Raw genomic sequence first — 18,603 nt, 5'->3', positions numbered from 1 at the left:
CGCACAAACATCGGGGCGAATATGACGAGCGTTCTGCACAACGTACAAATCGTCATCGCGGATGACCATCCCATGATCCTGATAGCCGTGACCAACGCGCTCGGGCCGTTTGGCTTCAATGTGCGATCAAGAACACGCTCAGGCCGTGAGTTACTTGCAGAGTTGGCTGCCAACGGCCCCTGCGAACTCGTCATTACAGACTACGCAATGCCAGGCGAGGGTAATGAAGAGGATGGCCTGCGTCTCATTGGACGCTTGCGACGCCTCTATCCCAATATGCCCATTGTTGTGTTCACGATGCTAAAGAACGGTGGGATATTGAGCCGTCTATGCAGCCTTGGCGTAGCTGCCATCGTCAGCAAAGAAGAACCGAGTGATGCGCTCGCGCAAGTCTGCCTCCGCGCGCTGGAATCGAAGCAGACCGTGCTCTCGCCCAGGATCGAGGCACGCCTCGCGCGGGAAGGTAGCACCGTGGACGAGTTTCGCAGCACAAAGCCGCTTTCGCCGAGCGAGCTTGAAGTCGTGCGCCTCCTCGCTCTTGGACTGTCGGTCACCGATATCTCTAAGCGCCTGAACCGCGCAGTCACGACCGTTGCAACGCAGAAGCGTATGGCAATGCGAAAACTCCACGTTGAAACGACCGCTGACCTCATCTCCTATGCCGCCGAAAATGGATTCCAGTGATCGCTCGCTGGGCCCGGCACCGACGTCGCCGCTGAGGACGATCCGCGCGCTGGACATCAACCTCAAGCGCGAACGGCGGGTTTTCACGATGGTGATCGCGCTGCTCATTTTCGCGGCGCTATGTGCGGCGGGTTTCACGGCATTCAGCGTCGGCTCGAATGCTCTGCAGCAACAGTTGAATCGGCTGCATAGGACCGCCACCGAAAGCGATGGGCTATTGATGCGGCGCTATAGCCTTTTGCTTGGCGCGCGTATGCTGTTCGGCCTTGATGAACGGCACATGCTCGTGGTTGAGGAACCTTGGCCGTCGCCTGCGTGCGGTTCGACGTTTGAGGGGCTACCGGATGATCCGGAATTGCGTGGACTTTGCAACCGCGCGGTGCGGATGTTTGCTCCGTATGGCGCCCAGTCACCGCTCATGTTCGTGCGGTTGGACGGCAAAGCCGCATATGGCTACCAGATCGTGGCAAAGCCAGTAGATGGCAGATCGCCTGCGGGTGCTAGCGCTATGCTAGACGCCCTGGTCGATGCCGCATTCAAGAAAATCGCAGCAGACAACGCGAATCTGGTGTCGACGCCTGCCAACGCGGTTCGCACAGTCCATTGGTTCCAGCCGCCGCCGGAACTGGGCTTTGCCCCAGCGCTTGTCCTTGGCGCCCTGCTTGTCGAAAGAAATAGCCAGCCCGATGCACTCATTATCACCGCAGTCGCTCTAAACGAGATTTCGCTGCTTGCCGGAGGTGACGCCGGTATGCCTGTCCCGACGCTGATCGGTCCCAGCGGTAAGCCGCTAGCCGGGCCGCTGTCAACGGCGAGCGCCAAGCTTTTCGAAGATCGCCTCGCCACCAAGGAGGACGAGAGCTTTCATTATGTCTCTGGCTTCGGCTGGGTATCGAACCAGGGACCGCTGGCTCTTGGCTTTGGTCGATATCTGCTTTCAATTACGTGGCAACAGTACCTTGTGCTCGTCCGCGTACCGCTGCTGATCATATTTTTCCTGACATCGGCGCTGATCTGGCTGCTGATCGCAATGGCGCGCTATTGGAACTATCGCTTCCTCACGCGCAGCTACGAGCAAGCAAGACGCGCCCTGGAAGGCGAACTGATCAACCATTTGCTCGTCCACGCGACACCGGTCGGCCTGTGTGTGGTTCGCCAGCGGGACTTTTCCTTGGTAGTTGCGAACCAGATTGCGCGCAACGTACTCGGTCTTGGCGAGGAGGCGACGAAGCTGCCTGACGCGCTCTGCGCCGCGCTAGCCCCGCGTCTGTCGCCTCCTGCCGCCGTAACGGGCGTGGATGCACCGTCGCTCTACCAATTCGTGTTCGCCATGGAGCGGATTGGCGAAGACAGCCTGCACCTCGAAATCACTTACGCACCCGCGAAGATCGACCAAGAGGATGTGCTTTTTTGCGCAATAAATGACATGTCCAGCCATTATGAGGCAGAGCTTCTGTTGCGCGAGGCAAAGCGCACAAGTGACGAATCGGCGCGCGAGAAGGTACGTTTCTTCGCCTCCATGAGCCACGAAATCCGAACGCCGCTCGCTTCACTCGTTGGTAATTTGGAATTAGTCGCGCTCGGCCCGCTCTCTCGGGAGCAGACCGCGCGCGTACAGGCGATGCAGTCGTCGGCGGCCGGCCTATTGCAGATTGTCAACGATGTGCTCGACTTCTCGAAAATGGACGTAAGCGAGATGCGTCTTACCGAGGAATGGACGTCGGTCACAGATCTACTCGACCGTATCGTGCTGACACACGCGCCGCTTGCAGTGCGTCATCGGCTTCGCTTTTACTTTGTGATGGACCGTGCCCTTCCGGCGCAGATGAAGGTCGATCCGATTCGGCTGGCCCAAATCGTCGACAACCTGCTGTCGAACGCGTTCAAATTCACGCTCTCTGGAAAAATCGTAGTTCGTGCGCAATGGATAGACGCGGAACTCAAAATCAGCGTGACCGATTCGGGTATTGGCATCGACGATAAGCTGCAACGGCGGCTTTTTCGCCCGTTCACGCAGAGCGATGATCAGCGGCTTGCGTGTGCCGGCGGCACGGGGCTTGGGCTTTCGATATGCGCGCGGCTAAGCGCGCTGATGCGTGGTCGTATTGAAGTCGACAGTACGTTGGGGGTTGGAACCCGGATCACCGTCACATTGCCGCTGCCGGCAATGGATACATGCACGGCCGGCTCAGCGTGGACATTGCCCGACCCGCGCGTTGCGATCTTATTCCGTGCGATCGAGAACCAAGAATGGCTGACGAATTTCTTCGATCCGCAGCAGAATCCACCCGTCGTACTGACCGGCCACGCTCAGGTGCGGGAACCGGCGGACTATCTGCTGGTGACCGACGAGTACACGGAGCTCGAGGTCCTGAATCTATGGGGAACTTTGCACAACGTAGTATGGCTGCGCCAGGACGGGCCATTGGTGCCCGTGTTGCGCGAGGGCGGGGGCATCGAAGTCAGTCTTTACAGTCTGGCTGGCATTCGCGCGGCCACACAGTTGCTGCGCGCGTTGCCGGGGACAGCCACCATAGCATCGGATAGCCCGACAGTCAGGGAGAGGCCCTTGGCGGGGCGAAACTACGGCAGTGTGACGGTTCTTATCGTCGAGGATAATCTGCTCAACGCCAGATTACTAAGCGACCAGCTGGGCACGCTGGGGGCAAGTGTCGTCGAGGCTAAAGACGGAAATGAGGCGCTTGTAAAAATTGCCTCGATAGACGTCGATATCGTGCTGACGGATATCAACATGCCAGTCATGAACGGCTACGAACTGTTGGCGGCGATCCGTGCGCGCGTCCCGTCGCTGCCCGTCTACGCCGTTAGCGCGACCGCGAGCGCCGAGGACGCGGAGCTGGGACGGCAGCGAGGGTTCACGGACTACCTTAGCAAGCCGGTGGCTCTTTCTGTACTTGCTCGCGTTCTCGATGAAGCTGCGAATCCGGATCTTGGGCTGCGAAGCATGCCGGGTATTGCTGACGCATCCGGCGAGGCTCCCGCTTTGGCGGTGCCCCCTCAGGACGACACCGCCACCGACGCCGATGCTCCACGCTTTCCAGTATTGCCCGAAGAGTACGCCATTATTTTCATCGAACAAGGCAATCGTGATCTCGCGGCGCTAGAGAATACCGTCAACTACCGAAATATTCATGCGCTGGAACGCTGGGCGCACGGTCTGTCGGGCGCCTTGTCGGTATTAGGGCCGTCTATGCTGCGCGAGGCGTGCGAAGAGTTGCGGGGATCCATCGCGGACGCCAACGGCTGGAACGACAGCATCGAAGCGCTGGCGCGAGCAATTGGAGAGGAACTTTCGCAGATGCTTGTCCATTCGGGGCCGCCAAGAGCGGGCCACTTGCGCGACGCTTGAAATTCGATGGCATACGCAGTGCTTCAGCCGCGAGCAAGAGGTCTTGGGATATGGATTGGCTCGCGCAGAGCGGGTTGTGGCCTGGCATACAGAAAGCCCTGCACGCAAACATTGCTATAGGCACTTAGCCACGATGCCTGGCCGGCGGTCTCAACGCCTTCAACGACGACGGATAGTCCAAGGATCGTTGCCAGTTCAATCATGGACGAAACAATTGCCGCGGCACGAGGATCGTCCGGCAGAGCAACTGTGAATTGGTGGCCGATCTTAATGCCATCGATAGGCAGTGTGGCCAACTGCAGGAGCGACATGTAGCCGCATCCAAAGTCATCGAGCACAATGGAGACGCCGATTCCGCGTAGCTCTACCAGTCGTTTGATGACGAGTTGGCGATCGTTTAACGGTGCTGTCTCGGTGATTTCAAGTTGCAAACGCCGTGGGTCGACCTCGTATTCCGCCACGCATTCGCGTACCACGCGGACGAAGTCGCCGTATGCAAGTTGTGCCGGAGAGACGTTCACGGAAACGGATAGCTCTCGCATCGTTGGCACGCGCCATGCGCGCAGAACTCGGCACGCCTCCTCAAGTACTAACTCGCCTATGGGCACGATGAGCCCGGTTGCCTCTGCCGCTGGAATGAACTCGGCAGGTGATATCACGCCGCGTACAGGATGCCTCCAGCGTACAAGGGCCTCCACGCCTGTCATGTCTCCGGTAAGCAGCCGAAAAACCGGCTGGTAATCAATGAACAGTTCGCCGCGTGCAATGGCACATTGCAACGCCTGCTCAAACTGGGAATTGCCCGGCGATGCCTCTGGTGGCTGCCATGAGCCGTGCAGGTTTGTGGATTTTTCGTTCATTGTGTCGACCCGGGAGATGTGGAATCTCGAGCCAGAGTGCGGCGCGATTCCTCAACGCCAGACTAGATTCCGTACTGCAGGCAGGACATAGAAATACTTTTAAAAAGGTGCTATGGCTTTCGAAGTTGTTCTATGTGAAGCATGACTGGCGATCACTAGAATTTCTCACATCCCGGCTACCAGCGGCTGTGGTTTCCACAAGCCTGAAGTATGGCGGCACGGGTTAGGCGGATCCAATGGATTCGATTGTGATTTATTAACCATTATGAAAAAGCCATCATGACCCATACCAAACTCTTCGCCGCTCTGATCGTCGCCGTTACCACAATGGGCGTGCAGTCGGCGCATGCGGCCGACGGTACCATCACTTTTAACGGCCAGATCACTGCACAGACTTGCACTATCAATGGCAACGGCACAGGCGCCAAAGACTTCACGGTGAAGCTGCCCACGGTGTCGTCGTCGACGCTGGCAAACACGGGGGCTACTGCCGGCCGCACGCCGTTCCAGATCGCGTTGACCGCCTGTACGCCGAGCTCTGGCAATGTGCATACGTTCTTTGAGGCAGGTCCCACGACGGATGCCACCACGGGCAATCTCATTCTGAATGCGGGTGGTGCCAGCAACGTGCAGATCGGTTTGCTCAATGCCAGCGATTTCAGCCCAATCAAGGCGGGCTTCGCCGACGCATCGCAGAACTCGAAGTCCGTTGCAATCACGACCGGTGCTGCAACCTTGTCTTATATCGCGCAGTATGTGGCCACTGGCGTCGCCACGGCCGGTCTGGCCAATTCCAGCGTGATGTACACCATCGCTTACCAATAAACCGCGAGGCTGCGGAGCGTGTTCCCGGTGCGCTCCGCACCTCGCTGGAATCAAGGTCTGCCGGCCAACCGCTACTGTTCATCGTGACCCTCATGAAAGCGAATATAAAATCCCTGATTTCCGCTGGCGTTGTGGCGCTGGGGCTTATGGGTGTGCCGCACGCGCACGCTTCCGTGGTCATAGCGGGGACGCGGGTAATCTACAACGCCAAAGACACTGAGACCACGATCAAACTAACCAATGAAGGCGAATCGCCGGCATTGACCCAAGCATGGATTGACAACGGCAACGCGCAAGCCAGCCCATCGTCCATTGACGTACCGTTCACGGTGACGCCGCCGGTGTCCCGTATCGATCCCAAGAAAGCCCAGACATTGCGCATTATTTACACCGGCGAACCGCTGGCGCAGGACCGCGAATCCGTGTTCTGGCTGAATGTGCTCGAGATCCCGCCCAAGCCAACGGCCGACGAGGCAGGCGCAAACAAACTTCAAATGGCTTTCCGCTCGCGGATCAAGCTGTTCTTCCGCCCTGCGGGCCTGAAGAGCAGTCCGGACGACGCCCCTGGCAGTATCAGTTGGCGCGTCACGCAGGTAGAGGGAAAGCTAGGGCTTGAAGCCCGCAATCCGAGCCCATACCACGTGTCCTTCGCCAGCATCGAGCTCACTGGCGGTGGCAAGACCGCGAAGTTTGAAGACGGCGGCATGGTCGGTCCAGGTGAAACCAGGACGTTCCTGTTGACCGGCGATGTATCGCAGGGTCCTGGCACCAAGGTCCATTTCAACGCTATCAACGACTACGGTGGCGCAGTAAGCGGTGAAGCCATACCAGGCAGCAGCGCGCCGCAAGGTCCTTCGCGATAACCGCACGCCGGGCCGCGCCCGGCGCATTTCCACGCAAGTCTCCCCGACTGACGATACCGCGCCAGCGGCAAGGGCAAGTGTTGTCCGCGAAAAGCCAGAGATTGACGATAAATCCATGAAAACCCAGCAGACCTCTTCGTTTCCGTCCCGGCTGCGCCCGGTCAGCGCAGTAGTATGGTCCCTGTTTGCATGTGCCGGAGCTTGGGCGTCATCTGGCGCCAGCGTTGCGACTCAGGTGGCGGATGTGCAATTCAACGACATCTTCCTGCAGCAGTCTGGTGGCGCCGGCATTGACGTCAGCCGTTTTAACAAGGGTAACGTTGCGCTGCCCGGCAACTATCGCGCCGACTTGTACGTCAACCAGGTATGGCTGGGCCACCTCGACGTCACGCTAAGCCAGGTTGGGCGCGACATCCACAACATTCAACCCTGCTTCGACCGCGCGGCCATCGAGCGTATGGGGGTAGACCTGTCCAAGCTGGGACCGGAAGCGGCTGATCGCCTGGCGGCCGGCTGTGCGCCGCTGCCCGTGCTGATTCCAGATGCCTCCGCCAGTTTCGACAACGGCGAGCAGCGCCTGGATATATCGATTCCGCAGGTCGCGATGTCGCACTCGGCGCGGGGCTATGTCGACCCGCAGTACTGGGACGATGGTGTCACCGCGGCACAGCTACAGTACAACGCCAATGTCTATCGCTCCGAATCGCAAGGCATGTCGTTCACGCAAAGCTATGCGGGCTTGAACGCAGGGCTGAACTTCGGCGGGTGGCGCTTCCGACATGTCGGCAACCTTTCGCACGACGACGTGATGGGAACGCGCTATCAGAGTATCCAGACCAACCTCCAGCGCTCCATCGTGTCGATCAAGAGCCAGCTAATCATTGGCGAGGCTTTCACGGATGGCGCGCTGTTCGACAGTTTCGGCTTTCGTGGCGTGCAAATTGCCAGCGATGATCGGATGTATCCAGAATCGCAGCGCGGTTATGCGCCAACCGTCCGTGGCATAGCCAACAGTAACGCCCGCGTGCAGGTCCGCCAAGCTGGCAACATCATCTACGAAACTACCGTGGCACCGGGCGCGTTCGAGCTTAACGATCTGTATCCGACCGGCTATGGCGGAGATCTGGAAGTCATCGTGACCGAGGCCGACGGCAGTGTACATACCTCGCGTATGCCGTATGCCGCGGCAGTCAACGCGCTACGACCGGGGATCACGCGTTACGGCATGACCGTGGGTCAGTACCGCAATACGTCGATCAGCAGTCGGCCGATGCTGATGCAGGCGACGCTACAGCATGGCATCACCAATATGGTGACCGGTTATGGCGGCCTGATCGCCGCGCAAGACTATCGTGCAGTAATGGGCGGTGGCGCGCTGAACACGGACTACGGTGCATTCGGTGCCGACTTGACGCAAGCCTGGACCAACCTTCAGAACGCGTCCAGCCGATCGGGGCAGAGCGCGCGGCTGTCATACAGCAAGCTGCTTGCGCCTACCAACACCAACCTGACTCTTGCCGCGTATCGGTATTCCAGTAGTGGTTACCTAAGCATGACTGATGCCATGGCGCTGCGCAGCCTGAACCAGCGTGGTCAGGCTGATAACCCGTACCTGAACGGTATCCAGCGCGGGCGCTTGCAAATGATCATCAACCAGATGCTTCCGCAAGGCTATGGCTCATTTTACGTGTCGGGTTCCACGCAAAACTACTGGAACCGAAGCGGCCGGGATACTCAGTTCCAGGCGGGCTACAACAACAGCTACCAGCGCATTACCTATGGTGTCTCCGCAGCGCGCCAGTTGAATTTGGGCACGGGCAAATGGGACAACCAGGTGATGTTCAACGTGGGCATTCCTTTGGGCAAGGGTCAACACGCGCCGTATTCGATGACCAGCCTTGTCCATAACTCCTCTGGTGGGAACTCGCTACAGGAATCGGTGACTGGCACGTTGGGCGAGGACAACGCGTTTAGCTACGGGGTGAATGCCGGCTACACCGGAGGCGGCAATACTCGGGACTCGGCCACTGCTGGCGCCAACGTGGGCTACGCGTCGCCGGTTGCAACGCTGACCGGCAGCGCCAGCACAGGGCGTAATTACTCCCAGGCTGGCCTCGGCATCAGCGGCGGAATCGTGGCTTACTCGGGCGGTGTGGCATTCACGCCTACCGTGGGCGACACCATCGCCATCGTCGAGGCCAAGGACGCGGCAGGCGCGCGTATTGCCAATGCGAGCGGCCTGCGGGTAGACCCCTGGGGACATGCCGTCGTGCCGACCCTGACGCCGTTCTCCACGAATCAAATCGAGATAGACCCGAAGGGCCTGCCAATGAGCGTGGAACTGAAAACGACGCAGCAGAACGTGGCGCCCACCGCTGGGGCGATAGTGAAAATGACGTTTGAGACCGACAACCCTGGCCGCGCGGCGATCTTGCGTGTGAATGGCGCGGATGGCAAGCCGTTGCCGTTCGGGGCAGAGGTGAAAGATGCGCAGGGCCGCACCATCGGCACGGTGGCGCAGAGTGGGCGGGTCCTGGCTCGCGGTCTGCAGGCTGGCACCGGGCGGTTGACTGTTAGCTGGGGCGGCGCTGCTGCGGAGCATTGCACCCTGGACTACACCTTGCCCGAAGCCGCGGCCAGTGCGGCGGCGTCGTACCAGACCGTCAACGCGAGCTGCCGCTAAGCGGATCGACCAGGATAGGGCTGGTTGGCTGGCTGGCCGACTCCAATCATTGCGCGTGACCGCGCGGACTCGAGATCAACATGAAAGAGAATCGCAAAATCCCCTCCCTCCAAATTGCTGGACCGCTACTGCAAGTGCTGACTCTGGCGTTTCTGTTTGCATGTGCGCCAAGCGCGTGGGCGGATACCTGTAGCGGAGGCGGACAGGCATATACCATCAGCATGCCGGCGTCGGTATCGGTGCCCCGTGATGCGCAGATCGGTACGGAGCTGACGGGTTGGTTCTATAGTGCGAGCGTTACCAATATATGGAGCTGTTCCACCATTGGGCAGATTGGCGTAGGCGCCGGCTTCAAGGGGGACAACGCAATCGTGGCAGGGATTACCGTGGGCGGACGGCCCGTCCATACCACCAGCTTGCCAGGCGTCGGTATCGCGTTTGACATTACCGAATACACACCGGGATGCGGCGCGATTTTTGGTAACGAACAACTGAACCCCTACAACGGTTGGGCGTGGGGAGCATGTAATCCCACCGGTGGCGGATCGAGTGGTCTGAAGGTAGGAGCAAAGCTGGTCAAGATTGGGGTCATCCAGTCCGGTGCACTGACGGCCGGCAGGGTCGGACAGGGCGCCGCTTATGAAGAAAATCTAGGACGCATCCCTGCTACCGGCGGACAACTGGTCGTCTATAGCATTACGAATGTGAGATTCGACGTGCTAAGTTGCCTGACGCCAAATGTGCTGGTCAATCTCGGTACGCATCAGGCTCGCGAGTTCAGCGGCATCGGATCCGTTACCGCCAACGCGACGGCGTTCAATATTGCGCTGAACGCCTGCCCGGCCGGCATGAATCTGGTTACCTACCAGATTGATCCAAGCACGAGTGTCCTGAATGCCAGTAAAGCGGTTGTGGCGCTTGGAGGGGCATCCACCGCAACCGGCATAGGCGTCCAACTGCTTGACGCTTCCGGCAACGTTTTCCCGCTGAGTACGCCCAGGACCTTGAGCGGCTACAGCGCCAGCGCTGGCGGCAGCTACACCGTCGCGCTGAAAGCGCGTTACTACCAGACCGGTAGTGCGGTTGGGGCCGGTTCAGCCAATACGGCGATGACTTTCACGATGACGTACCAGTAGTACAAATGTCAGCCGTTTGAACGACACAGGCGAACGTTATTTCTGCGCGTCGCGTCTGTGCCGTTCGCCGACAGATCCGTTGATCCCCGCGTTTAATGTCCGAACGTCATGTTGAGGCCGGCAAAAACGGTGAACTTTGGCAGCCCTTCGCCAGAATGCGCCACCGTCCACTGGGGCTCCAGGAACGCGTTGAAAATTGTTTTGCCCACCCGCCAACTTTTTCCTGCACCTGCGCCGACGGGGATGTAGTAGGTGCCACGATTCAGGTCGAACGTCCAGATCCCTGTGGAGCGTAGGTACCATCCTTGCTCCAGATTGCGTATGACGAACGGTTGAAGCGTTCCGCTGTGCACGGTTTCGCGATGACTTTGGCCTGCAAACGAATGCTGCCATTGGATCAAACCGCCAAAGAGTCCTGTCTTGTCTGCATGGATTGCCACCGCCGACAGGCCTCCCGACCATTTCCCCGCACCAAGCTCCGGGCGGGTAGCGGTCGGCATGGTCAGCAAAGGACCGACACCCACCTGCACCCCTTCAGACTTCAGCAAAAATATATCGAAAACGTTGATGTCGCCCAGTTCAGTCTTGTAGCTGCCGTCAGCGGTCGGCCGTGTGCTGATAGGTACGGTGCCACGAAGAATCTGGGGCACGCCTATGAAGTCGCCGGGCAGGATAGGGATCGTCGGCCGAAGCAGAAAATCGTTGGTGTGAGCGTCGGACCGATACAGGTCCGGTGTGTAGTAGTTTTGTAAATTGAACGATGGCGCGAGGTTCAGCGGATTATTCGATTTGTTCGCGTCTTCCGATGCTGATTGCGCGTGTGCCGACAGCGGACTGACAAGCAATAAGAGCGCTACGTATCTGACCGTGCGTAGTGCGGGACGCACGAATTGGGGTACGACGTGACATAAGCTCGGGTGGACCATGTTGCTCTCCTATGTTTGCTGGCGCGGCCTAATGGGGGCGTACAGCACCAGCGAGGGCTTTCGTTGCTGACTTGATCTGACCTTACCTTCCATACCAACCACGGGTCTCGCATGTCTACCATGTGTACTTTACGCCGATCCGTCCCGCGTACTGGTAATTGTGACTTCTCACTCAACGTTCGCGGAATCAGTTCCCAGTTCGGACGAAGGATTACAGACGAGACAACGACACCCAGGGGATGCCGCTGTGATAGGCCTCAGTCATACACGTCCGCTTCCCGCAAATATGCCTTGCCCTCGGCTAGGCGACGTGCGGTGCGCAGTATTCCCGCGCGTTCGACATGCCAGTCTCCGTTAAGCCTTTTGACGTTCGCGTCGACGTGAATGAGGCCCGAAGGATGGCCGAACGCAAGAGGGCGAGCGGCATTGCCGCTGCACAACTGCGCGGGTATCGTGCCCGGCAGATTGCAGGCGATTCCAGTCGTCGCGGTAATGGTGCCCGCCAGGGTCTTGCTGGCCGAGCCGGATGCGTACTGACGGCAGAGCAAGTTGTGAGAATCGGCGCTAATGCGTTTGCCGTCCGTACACGTGAAGTATTCTCGAGGGCGCTGGAGCAAGACGAGCATGGGGGTCGAAGGCGCGCTTCGGGCGTTCCAGTAATCCGCCAGGCCGAGCCGGTACGCGACGGCTCTGCGGACCAAGTCCATTCTTGCCTTGAGATCGGCGTCGCAATCGATCCGCTGAGGATCCTCTTCGACCGCGAGCCGTCCATCTGCGTAGGAAGCGGAAAGGGGCCCGCACGATGCCCCGTCTTGCCCGCCAAAGCCAAAAGGCAACCTTCAAAAAGGGCGGGCGCTCTTCCCGCTATTCAGGGATTTCCCCAATCACATTCTCCTTGCGGAAAATCAATGCTCTATAGGACACTTTGTGTCATTAGAGCCGACACGGCGTAATCAAGGGGAATGGCATGAAGGTTTGGGGCAGATTGGCCGCGTTGACGCTGGCGGCAGGAATGGCGGGCGGCGCGTATGCGGCGTTTCCAGAACGGCCGATCCGGCTGGTGGTGCCGTTCGGGGCCGGTGGTATTACCGATATCGTGGCGCGGCAGGTCGGCAAGGGCATGGGCGACGCGCTTGGGCAGGGTATCGTGATTGAAAACCGGCCGGGCGCGGGCGGGGTGATCGCGGCGCAGATGGCGGCCACGGCGCCGGCCGACGGGTACACGATTTTCATGGGAACGGTAGGCACGCAGGTCGTGAACCCGCTGATCTACACCAAGTTGAGCTATGACGCGGACAAGTTCGCGCCGGTAGGCATGGTGTCGGGGTCGCCCTATGTGCTGGCGGTGCGGGCCGGTTTGCCGGCTGCGTCGTTCAGCGAATTCGTGGCGTATGCGAAGGCGAATCCGGCGCGTTTGAATTTCGGGTCGGCCGGCAATGCCAGTTCGCCGCACCTGGGGCTGGAACTGCTGAAGCTGACGGCGGGCCTGGACATTGTCCATGTGCCGTTCAAGAGCGGCAGCGAAGCGGTCAATGCCGCTATCGGCGAGCAGGTGGATGTGGTGATGGACGCAAGTCCAGTGATCATGCCGCATGTGGCGTCGGGCAAGTTGCGCGCGCTGGTGGTGGCGACGGACAAGCGCCTGCCATCGGCGCCCGCGGTGCCCGCCAGCCCGGAAGTGGGCGACGCGCAGTTGCAGATCAGTTCGTGGAACGCTTTTTTCGCGCCAGCCGGCACGCCGCCCGAGGTATTGGCTGCCTTAAGCGCGGCATTGCAAAAGACGCTGGCGTCGGCTGCATTGAAAGAGCGGCTGGCGGCGCAGGGTACGCAGCTGTACACGGGGACGCCGGACGAATATCAGCGCTTCATCACGGCAGAGAAGGCCAAGTGGGCCCAGATCGTGAAGCGCGCCAACATCAAAATGGACTGATCGCATGACACAGATGACGCATCCGTTGAAGGGCAAGCCGTTGGTCCTGGCCGACACGCTGCGCTCGGGCAACGCCTGGAAGATCCGATTGGCCTGCGGTTTCATGGGGCTGCCGCTTACGCGGCGCACGTTCGACATTGTCCAGGGCGACCTAGAGACCGACGCGTTCGCGCGTATCAATCCGTGGCGGCAGGTGCCGGCCTTGTTGACGCCCGAAGGCGAATGGCTGGCCGAATCGCAGGCAATTCTGTGGTACTTGGCACGGGGCACGCCGTGGCTGCCAGAGGACCGGTTGGCGCAAGCGCAGGTCAGCAGCTGGCTGAGTTTTGAACAGACGCAGCATATGCACGCGTTTGCGCAGCCGCGGTTGCTGATCCATCTGCGCCAGACCGCGGCCGTGGACGATCCGGCGATGGCGGCCTGGCGTGCCATCGGCATGAAAGCCGCGGCACTGATGGACGCGCATTTGGCCGGACGGACCTATCTTGTGGGCGATGCGCCGACGATCGCCGATGTGGCGCTGTATCCCTATACCAGCATGGCGGCGCAGGGCGGTTACGACCTGTCCGCCTTTACCCATATCACTGCCTGGCTGGCGCGCGTGCGCGCCTTGCCGGGATTTACGCCGTTGCTTGAAACGGCATGACGGAGACATGATGACCGATACGATGCACCTGGGAAAAGAGGAACTGATCGCGCGGGCGAAAGCCGAAATGCAGCGCCAGTTCGACACGCCGCAGTGGAGCCTGCGCGAACGGCTGGCGCTGACGTGCCGCATTCTGTTCGACGGCGGCCATGATTCCGGGTTGGCAGGCCAGATCACGGCGCGTGCGGCGGAGCCGGGGCGGTACTACACGCAGCGGCTGGGGTTGGGGTTTGACGAGATCACCGCCAGCAATCTGCTGGTGGTGGACGAGGACTTGCGGGTGCAGGAAGGCGGCGGCATGCCCAATCCGGCCAACCGTTTTCATTCCTGGATCTATCGCGCGCGGCCGGACGTGAACTGCATCATCCACACGCATCCGTTGCATTCGGCGTCGCTGTCCATGCTGGAAGTGCCGCTGGAAATCTCGCATATGGACAATTGCCCGCTGTATGGCGACGTGGCCTTTCTGAAGGACTGGCCGGGCGTGCCGGTGGGCAATGAGGAAGGCGAGATCATTTCGGCAGCGCTGGGCGACAAGCGGGCCATTTTGTTGTCGCACCACGGCATGCTGATCGCCGCGGGTTCCGTGGAAGAGGCCTGCGTGCTGGCCTTGCAGTTTGAACGGGCCGCGCGCATGCAGCTGCTGGCGATGGCTGCCGGCAAGATTCAACCCATTCCGCCGGCGCTGGGCCGCGAAGCGCATGATTGGATCCTGACGCCCAAGCGTTCGCAGGTGGGCTTTTCGTATTACGCCCGGCGCGCGCTGCGCACGCACGTCGACGTGCTGGGCTGAGGCGGCAGGGGCGGGCCGGGCAGGGCGGCTCGACGGCGGGGCCGGTTTCGGGCATGCTTACCGGTCGGATTTTTGACCCTTCGCCCATGATCGATCTGCCCCACCGCCTGCGTACCCTGCGCCGCCAGCAATCCTTGTCCCTGGAACAGCTGGCGCAACGCACGGGCCTGACAAAAAGCTACCTGTCCAAGCTGGAACGGGGCTTGAGCGAACCGTCTATCTCGACCGTGCTGCGGCTGGCCGAAGCTTACGGTGTTGGCGTGTCCCAATTGGTGGGGACGGATGACACGGCCCAGGATGAAGTGGTCAGTGTGGTGCGCGTGGCGGACCGCGAGGCCCTGCAGCGTGGCGGGCTGGGCAGCGAATATCATTATGAATCGCTGGCCGGGCGCCGCAAGGTCAAGGCGATGGAACCCTTCGTGGTGCATCCGCCGCGCGATTTTCCGGACGCCACGGCGGTGTTTCCGCATCCGGGCGAAGAGTTCCTGCTGGTGCTCAAGGGCGCGATCGAAGTCCACGTGGGCGAACGTCAGTTCCGCCTTGAGACCGGGGATTCGGTCTATTTCGACTCTGAACTGCCGCACCGCATGCGCACCGTCAGCCGGGCCATGGCCGAGGTGCTGGTGGTGGCGGCGCATTAAGGGCCGCCGGCCTGCGACCCCATAACGATATTGATAGGTGTCCCATGAAACATGACCAGTCGCGGCTTGTCCGCATCGATGCCGGCCCACTGAAAGATCCGGTTCCCGGCAAACCGCGCCGTCCCATTTCCGGCGACGCGGCCTTCCTGACCGTGACGGCGTTCGAAGGCAATGCAGGTAAAGCCGAGGCCGGCGTCTGGGAAAGCACGGCGGGCGTCTTCCAGTCGAACACGACCGGGTACATCGAATTCGGCTACATCGTCGAAGGCTCGGCCCGTTTGGTGGACCCGGACGGCACCGTGCACGAACTGACGGTGGGCGAGGCTTTCGTCATGCCGGAGGGCTATACCGGCCGCTGGGAAGTGGATCAGTTCGTCAAGAAAATCTACTTCATCACGCGCATGGGCTGATGCCCGGACGCGATAACGGCCTGCGGCGCTAGGGCTGCGGCCGCTGCGGATAGGCCGACGTGCCGAAGGTGTTGCCCATGCGGTTGCCGATGGTGGCTGGCGTGGGCAGGCCCATCTGGTTGGGCGGGCGCTGGGTGATCGCCTCTGATTCCAGCCCCGGGGCCGGGCGCTGCGAGGCGTCGGGCGCCATCTTCTGGTTCAGGCAGTCGTAGGACAGCGCCCGATAGCCATTGACCTCTGTTTCGATGCACGCGCCGCTGGGCGCGGCGGGTTTTTGCGTGCTTGCCGCAGGAGCAGCGGGCGCCTGCGCTTCGGCGGCCGACAGCGGCGGCCCGGCCAGCGCGGCGGATAGCAACAGCAGGGCAACGCGGCCAGCGGCCAGGGACACCATGCGCATGCGCGCGCTCCTTATGCAGTGCCGGCGAATCGCGGCCGGCGTGATCCGTAGGTGAGCCGCCAAGTATAGGGAGAGCGGGCGCCGTGTAGGTGACCGTTGCGTGTCGGACGCCGGGCCGCAGCGCCCAAGGTGTCACGAATGCGTCATTCAGCGCCTCTAGCATGGCGGCTTTCGTTAGGACGGGCGCCCAGGCGCCTGCTGCGCCGGCCATGTCAGGCAATACCCCCTTGCGGTCACGTTCATGAGCGGCGCCTTCGAGGGCTGCGGCATGGCGCTGCGCGCCTGTCTGGCTTTGGGCCTGTTCACGTTGGCTGCGGCACATGCTGGGCAGGCGGCCCAGCCAGCGCCGCCGACCACGCCCGTTGCGTTCGCGATTGCCGCGCAGCCCTTGGCGCAGGCGCTCGTCGAATACAGCCTTGCCAGCGGGCTGACGGTGCTGGTGGACAGCACGTTGACCGCCGGGCGGCAGGCCCCGGCCGTGATTGGCAACTACACGCCAGGCGATGCGCTGCGCAAACTGCTGGCAGGGTCGCCGCTGGCGATCCGCTATGCCAGCTCGCAGTCGTTCACGCTGGTCGCAACCGAGCAAGAGGCAGCTACCGCGCCGCGATCAGGCAAGCGGTTGCGCGACACGCCTTATGCCGCCGTGGTGCAAGGTGCGTTAAAGCGTGCCCTGTGCAAGGCGGCGGGCACGCAGCCGGGCAGTTATCGGGCCTTGGTGCAATTGTGGTTCGACAAGGGTTGGCGGGTCAGCCGCGTCGGTTGGGTGGCGTCGACGGGAGCGCCAGCGCTGGACGGCAGGCTAGAGGCCGCGTTGCGCGGGGTGGTGATCGGCCCCCTGCCGGCAAGCATGCCGCAACCGCTGACCGTTCTGTTGTCGCCGCGTAGCGCCGCCGAGTGCGCCGAACTCTCTGGAGCCGGCCATGCGGGATAGCAAACCGGAAACCTCGCTGCGGGCCTTGTTCCTGGAACGCTATAACGATTTTCGCAATCAACTTAAGCGGCGGCTCGGGTCGGAAGACTTGGCGCATGACGCCATGCAGGAAGCATTTTTGAAGGTCAATGACCTGCCCGCCAGTTCGTCGATCCAGCAGCCCGCGGCCTATCTGTTCCGCGTGGCATTGAACATTGCCGAAGACCAGCGGCGCAGGGACTCCCGCCTGTTGACGGGGGTAGAGATCAGTGAACTGATCCACATCACGGACGAGGCCGCGGACCCCGCGCGTATCGCGCAGGGACGCAGCCAGGTTGACGCCTTTCAGCGCGCGCTGCGCAAGTTACCCGAGCGCACGCAGCAGATGCTGCTTGCCGCGCGCGTGCACGAACTGCCCCACGCAGAGATCGCGCGGCGCTACGGCGTGTCGGAACGCATCGTCTCCAAAGAACTTAAACGCGCGCTGGAACACTGCGCGCGGGAACTGCGCGTGGCGGGCAGAGACGAAGAACCATGGCACTGACGATGAGCATGCCCGGAAATAACAAGAACCACGACGTGGCCGCGCGCGAGGCGCGGGCCTGGCTGCTGACGCTGACGTCCGGCCGCGCCACCGAGGCAGATGCGCAGGCATTCCGGGAATGGCTACGCGCCGACCCGCGGCGCCAGGCGGTCTTTACCGAGCAGAAGCAGCTATGGCGCGATGTGGGGCCAGCCGTGCAGGCCGTGGTGGCGGAGGGCGCCCGCAACCGCGCGCGCACGTCCCTGGTGACCGGCAGGCGGGCATTCCTGGGCGGCGCCTTGGCGGCGTCCGCGGCCTATCTGGCATTCAAGCCGCCCTTGGGGCTGTGGCCCGGGTTGGACGAGCTTGGGGCGGACTACCGCACGGCGGCGGGCGAGCAGCGGCGCGTGGCGCTGGGCAATGCGGTGGACGTTCAGATGAATACGCTGACGCGCATCAACGTCAATGGCGGCGGCGATGGCGCGGTCATCGAACTGACCGATGGCGAGGCCGAGATCCGCAGCGGGCCGCAGGCGGCCGTGGTGGTCGCGGGCAAAGGCCGGATCACGGCGAAGGACGCGCTGTTCAACGTCCGGTACATCGAAGGCGAAGCGCGGCTGTGCTGCCTGTCGGGCGTGGTGCGGCTGGCGCATGAGCAAGGCGTGTTCGACATCGTGGCCAATCGAGAGCTGCGCTACGACGATCGGCGGGTGATGCCGCCGGTTCAGGTCGACCCGGCCATCGTGACTGCCTGGCGGCAGGGCTGGCTGGTGTTCGATCAGCAGCCGCTGGCGCAAGTGGTGGACGAACTGAACCGCTACCGCCGCGGTCGCCTGGTGCTGATGAACGACCAGTTGGGCAAGCGGCTGGTGCAGGCGCGCTTTTCGCTGGCGCAGGTGGCCGACGCGGAGCGCCTGATTCGCGATGCCTACGGCGCCCGCGTGACGCATCTTCCGGCAGGCGTCGTCCTGCTGTCCTAGCCGGGTTTCGCGCCGGCGTCTTC

General features: G+C 61.5%; 18 protein-coding genes. 14 read left to right on the top strand and 4 right to left on the bottom strand.

Going from position 1 to position 18,603, the window contains the following annotated elements; all coding sequences use genetic code 11:
- Positions 1-21 precede the first annotated feature (21 nt).
- On the top strand, positions 22-684 hold the full coding sequence (locus tag ACI0FO_RS10350; protein WP_416026368.1) for a response regulator: 663 nt from the start codon (positions 22-24) through the stop codon (positions 682-684).
- On the top strand, positions 671-4,054 hold the full coding sequence (locus tag ACI0FO_RS10345) for an ATP-binding protein (RefSeq protein WP_416026366.1): 3,384 nt from the start codon (positions 671-673) through the stop codon (positions 4,052-4,054). Before ACI0FO_RS10350 ends, ACI0FO_RS10345 begins: the two co-directional genes overlap by 14 nt.
- Positions 4,055-4,077: 23 nt before the next feature.
- Here the strand turns inward: ACI0FO_RS10345 and ACI0FO_RS10340 are convergent, their stop codons facing one another.
- Entirely contained in the window at positions 4,078-4,914 is an 837-nt protein-coding gene (locus ACI0FO_RS10340; RefSeq protein WP_416026364.1) for a putative bifunctional diguanylate cyclase/phosphodiesterase, read from the bottom strand.
- Between the two features lie 279 nt (positions 4,915-5,193).
- Between ACI0FO_RS10340 and ACI0FO_RS10335 the strand changes: the two genes are divergently transcribed.
- From ACI0FO_RS10335 to ACI0FO_RS10320, 4 genes are all read left to right on the top strand, one after another.
- On the top strand, positions 5,194-5,739 hold the full coding sequence (locus ACI0FO_RS10335) for a fimbrial protein (protein ID WP_416026362.1): 546 nt from the start codon (positions 5,194-5,196) through the stop codon (positions 5,737-5,739).
- Positions 5,740-5,831: 92 nt separating this feature from the next.
- Positions 5,832-6,602 carry a fimbria/pilus periplasmic chaperone gene (locus ACI0FO_RS10330; RefSeq protein ID WP_416026360.1) on the top strand — a complete coding sequence of 257 codons (771 nt, stop codon included), beginning with the start codon at positions 5,832-5,834 and terminating at the stop codon, positions 6,600-6,602.
- Between the two features lie 115 nt (positions 6,603-6,717).
- Positions 6,718-9,285 (top strand): fimbria/pilus outer membrane usher protein, encoded by a 2,568-nt coding sequence (locus ACI0FO_RS10325; RefSeq protein ID WP_416026358.1) that lies wholly within the window; start codon positions 6,718-6,720, stop codon positions 9,283-9,285.
- Positions 9,286-9,365: 80 nt separating this feature from the next.
- A complete protein-coding gene (locus ACI0FO_RS10320; protein ID WP_416026355.1) occupies positions 9,366-10,421 on the top strand; it encodes a fimbrial protein in 1,056 nt (351 codons plus the stop codon).
- 92 nt (positions 10,422-10,513) lie between these two features.
- Here the strand turns inward: ACI0FO_RS10320 and ACI0FO_RS10315 are convergent, their stop codons facing one another.
- Positions 10,514-11,347, bottom strand: coding sequence for a hypothetical protein (locus ACI0FO_RS10315; RefSeq protein ID WP_416026353.1), 834 nt, complete (start codon positions 11,345-11,347; stop codon positions 10,514-10,516).
- A gap of 257 nt (positions 11,348-11,604) precedes the next feature.
- A complete protein-coding gene (locus ACI0FO_RS10310) occupies positions 11,605-12,183 on the bottom strand; it encodes a PrpF domain-containing protein (protein WP_416026351.1) in 579 nt (192 codons plus the stop codon).
- A 131-nt stretch (positions 12,184-12,314) separates the two neighbouring features.
- On the opposite strand from ACI0FO_RS10310, the gene ACI0FO_RS10305 reads away from it, so the two are divergent.
- The 5 genes from ACI0FO_RS10305 (at position 12,315) to ACI0FO_RS10285 (ending at position 15,767) form a co-directional block, all read left to right on the top strand.
- Positions 12,315-13,277, top strand: coding sequence for a Bug family tripartite tricarboxylate transporter substrate binding protein (locus tag ACI0FO_RS10305; protein WP_416026349.1), 963 nt, complete (start codon positions 12,315-12,317; stop codon positions 13,275-13,277).
- Between the two features lie 4 nt (positions 13,278-13,281).
- Complete coding sequence (locus tag ACI0FO_RS10300; RefSeq protein ID WP_416026347.1) at positions 13,282-13,923, top strand: glutathione S-transferase family protein; 642 nt, start codon at positions 13,282-13,284, stop codon at positions 13,921-13,923.
- 10 nt (positions 13,924-13,933) lie between these two features.
- Entirely contained in the window at positions 13,934-14,716 is a 783-nt protein-coding gene (locus ACI0FO_RS10295) for an aldolase (protein ID WP_416026612.1), read from the top strand.
- Between the two features lie 86 nt (positions 14,717-14,802).
- Complete coding sequence (locus ACI0FO_RS10290) at positions 14,803-15,357, top strand: helix-turn-helix domain-containing protein (RefSeq protein ID WP_105557934.1); 555 nt, start codon at positions 14,803-14,805, stop codon at positions 15,355-15,357.
- A gap of 44 nt (positions 15,358-15,401) precedes the next feature.
- Entirely contained in the window at positions 15,402-15,767 is a 366-nt protein-coding gene (locus tag ACI0FO_RS10285) for a cupin domain-containing protein (protein ID WP_105557935.1), read from the top strand.
- A 28-nt stretch (positions 15,768-15,795) separates the two neighbouring features.
- Here the strand turns inward: ACI0FO_RS10285 and ACI0FO_RS10280 are convergent, their stop codons facing one another.
- A complete protein-coding gene (locus tag ACI0FO_RS10280) occupies positions 15,796-16,164 on the bottom strand; it encodes a hypothetical protein (protein WP_416026345.1) in 369 nt (122 codons plus the stop codon).
- A gap of 241 nt (positions 16,165-16,405) precedes the next feature.
- Here ACI0FO_RS10280 and ACI0FO_RS10275 point away from each other — a divergent pair, with 241 nt between their 5' ends.
- From ACI0FO_RS10275 to ACI0FO_RS10265, 3 genes are read left to right on the top strand one after another with little or no spacing between them, the layout of a single operon-like run.
- The gene (locus tag ACI0FO_RS10275) at positions 16,406-17,098 is read left to right on the top strand and encodes an STN domain-containing protein (RefSeq protein WP_416026343.1); all 693 of its coding nucleotides are present in this window, start codon (positions 16,406-16,408) and stop codon (positions 17,096-17,098) included.
- Complete coding sequence (locus tag ACI0FO_RS10270; RefSeq protein ID WP_416026341.1) at positions 17,088-17,621, top strand: RNA polymerase sigma factor; 534 nt, start codon at positions 17,088-17,090, stop codon at positions 17,619-17,621. Before ACI0FO_RS10275 ends, ACI0FO_RS10270 begins: the two co-directional genes overlap by 11 nt.
- Positions 17,612-18,580, top strand: coding sequence for a FecR family protein (locus ACI0FO_RS10265; protein WP_416026339.1), 969 nt, complete (start codon positions 17,612-17,614; stop codon positions 18,578-18,580). Before ACI0FO_RS10270 ends, ACI0FO_RS10265 begins: the two co-directional genes overlap by 10 nt.
- Positions 18,581-18,603 lie beyond the last annotated feature (23 nt).

The sequence above is a fragment of the Achromobacter marplatensis genome, assembly GCF_049060505.1.
Taxonomy (GTDB): Bacteria; Pseudomonadota; Gammaproteobacteria; order Burkholderiales; family Burkholderiaceae_B; genus Achromobacter; species Achromobacter marplatensis_A.
Note: the sequence above shows the minus strand (reverse complement) of the source record. Positions and strands in the feature narration are given on the sequence as shown.

Bases quoted from the DNA above. Each gene is read 5' to 3' on its own strand.
- ACI0FO_RS10350 (WP_416026368.1), top strand. From the start codon at position 22: ATGACGAGCGTTCTGCACAACGTACAAATCGTCATCGCGGATGACCAT.
- ACI0FO_RS10345 (WP_416026366.1), top strand. From the start codon at position 671: ATGGATTCCAGTGATCGCTCGCTGGGCCCGGCACCGACGTCGCCGCTG.
- ACI0FO_RS10340 (WP_416026364.1), bottom strand. From the start codon at position 4,914: ATGAACGAAAAATCCACAAACCTGCACGGCTCATGGCAGCCACCAGAG.
- ACI0FO_RS10335 (WP_416026362.1), top strand. From the start codon at position 5,194: ATGACCCATACCAAACTCTTCGCCGCTCTGATCGTCGCCGTTACCACA.
- ACI0FO_RS10330 (WP_416026360.1), top strand. From the start codon at position 5,832: ATGAAAGCGAATATAAAATCCCTGATTTCCGCTGGCGTTGTGGCGCTG.
- ACI0FO_RS10325 (WP_416026358.1), top strand. From the start codon at position 6,718: ATGAAAACCCAGCAGACCTCTTCGTTTCCGTCCCGGCTGCGCCCGGTC.
- ACI0FO_RS10320 (WP_416026355.1), top strand. From the start codon at position 9,366: ATGAAAGAGAATCGCAAAATCCCCTCCCTCCAAATTGCTGGACCGCTA.
- ACI0FO_RS10315 (WP_416026353.1), bottom strand. From the start codon at position 11,347: ATGGTCCACCCGAGCTTATGTCACGTCGTACCCCAATTCGTGCGTCCC.
- ACI0FO_RS10305 (WP_416026349.1), top strand. From the start codon at position 12,315: ATGAAGGTTTGGGGCAGATTGGCCGCGTTGACGCTGGCGGCAGGAATG.
- ACI0FO_RS10300 (WP_416026347.1), top strand. From the start codon at position 13,282: ATGACACAGATGACGCATCCGTTGAAGGGCAAGCCGTTGGTCCTGGCC.
- ACI0FO_RS10295 (WP_416026612.1), top strand. From the start codon at position 13,934: ATGACCGATACGATGCACCTGGGAAAAGAGGAACTGATCGCGCGGGCG.
- ACI0FO_RS10290 (WP_105557934.1), top strand. From the start codon at position 14,803: ATGATCGATCTGCCCCACCGCCTGCGTACCCTGCGCCGCCAGCAATCC.
- ACI0FO_RS10285 (WP_105557935.1), top strand. From the start codon at position 15,402: ATGAAACATGACCAGTCGCGGCTTGTCCGCATCGATGCCGGCCCACTG.
- ACI0FO_RS10280 (WP_416026345.1), bottom strand. From the start codon at position 16,164: ATGCGCATGGTGTCCCTGGCCGCTGGCCGCGTTGCCCTGCTGTTGCTA.
- ACI0FO_RS10275 (WP_416026343.1), top strand. From the start codon at position 16,406: ATGAGCGGCGCCTTCGAGGGCTGCGGCATGGCGCTGCGCGCCTGTCTG.
- ACI0FO_RS10270 (WP_416026341.1), top strand. From the start codon at position 17,088: ATGCGGGATAGCAAACCGGAAACCTCGCTGCGGGCCTTGTTCCTGGAA.
- ACI0FO_RS10265 (WP_416026339.1), top strand. From the start codon at position 17,612: ATGGCACTGACGATGAGCATGCCCGGAAATAACAAGAACCACGACGTG.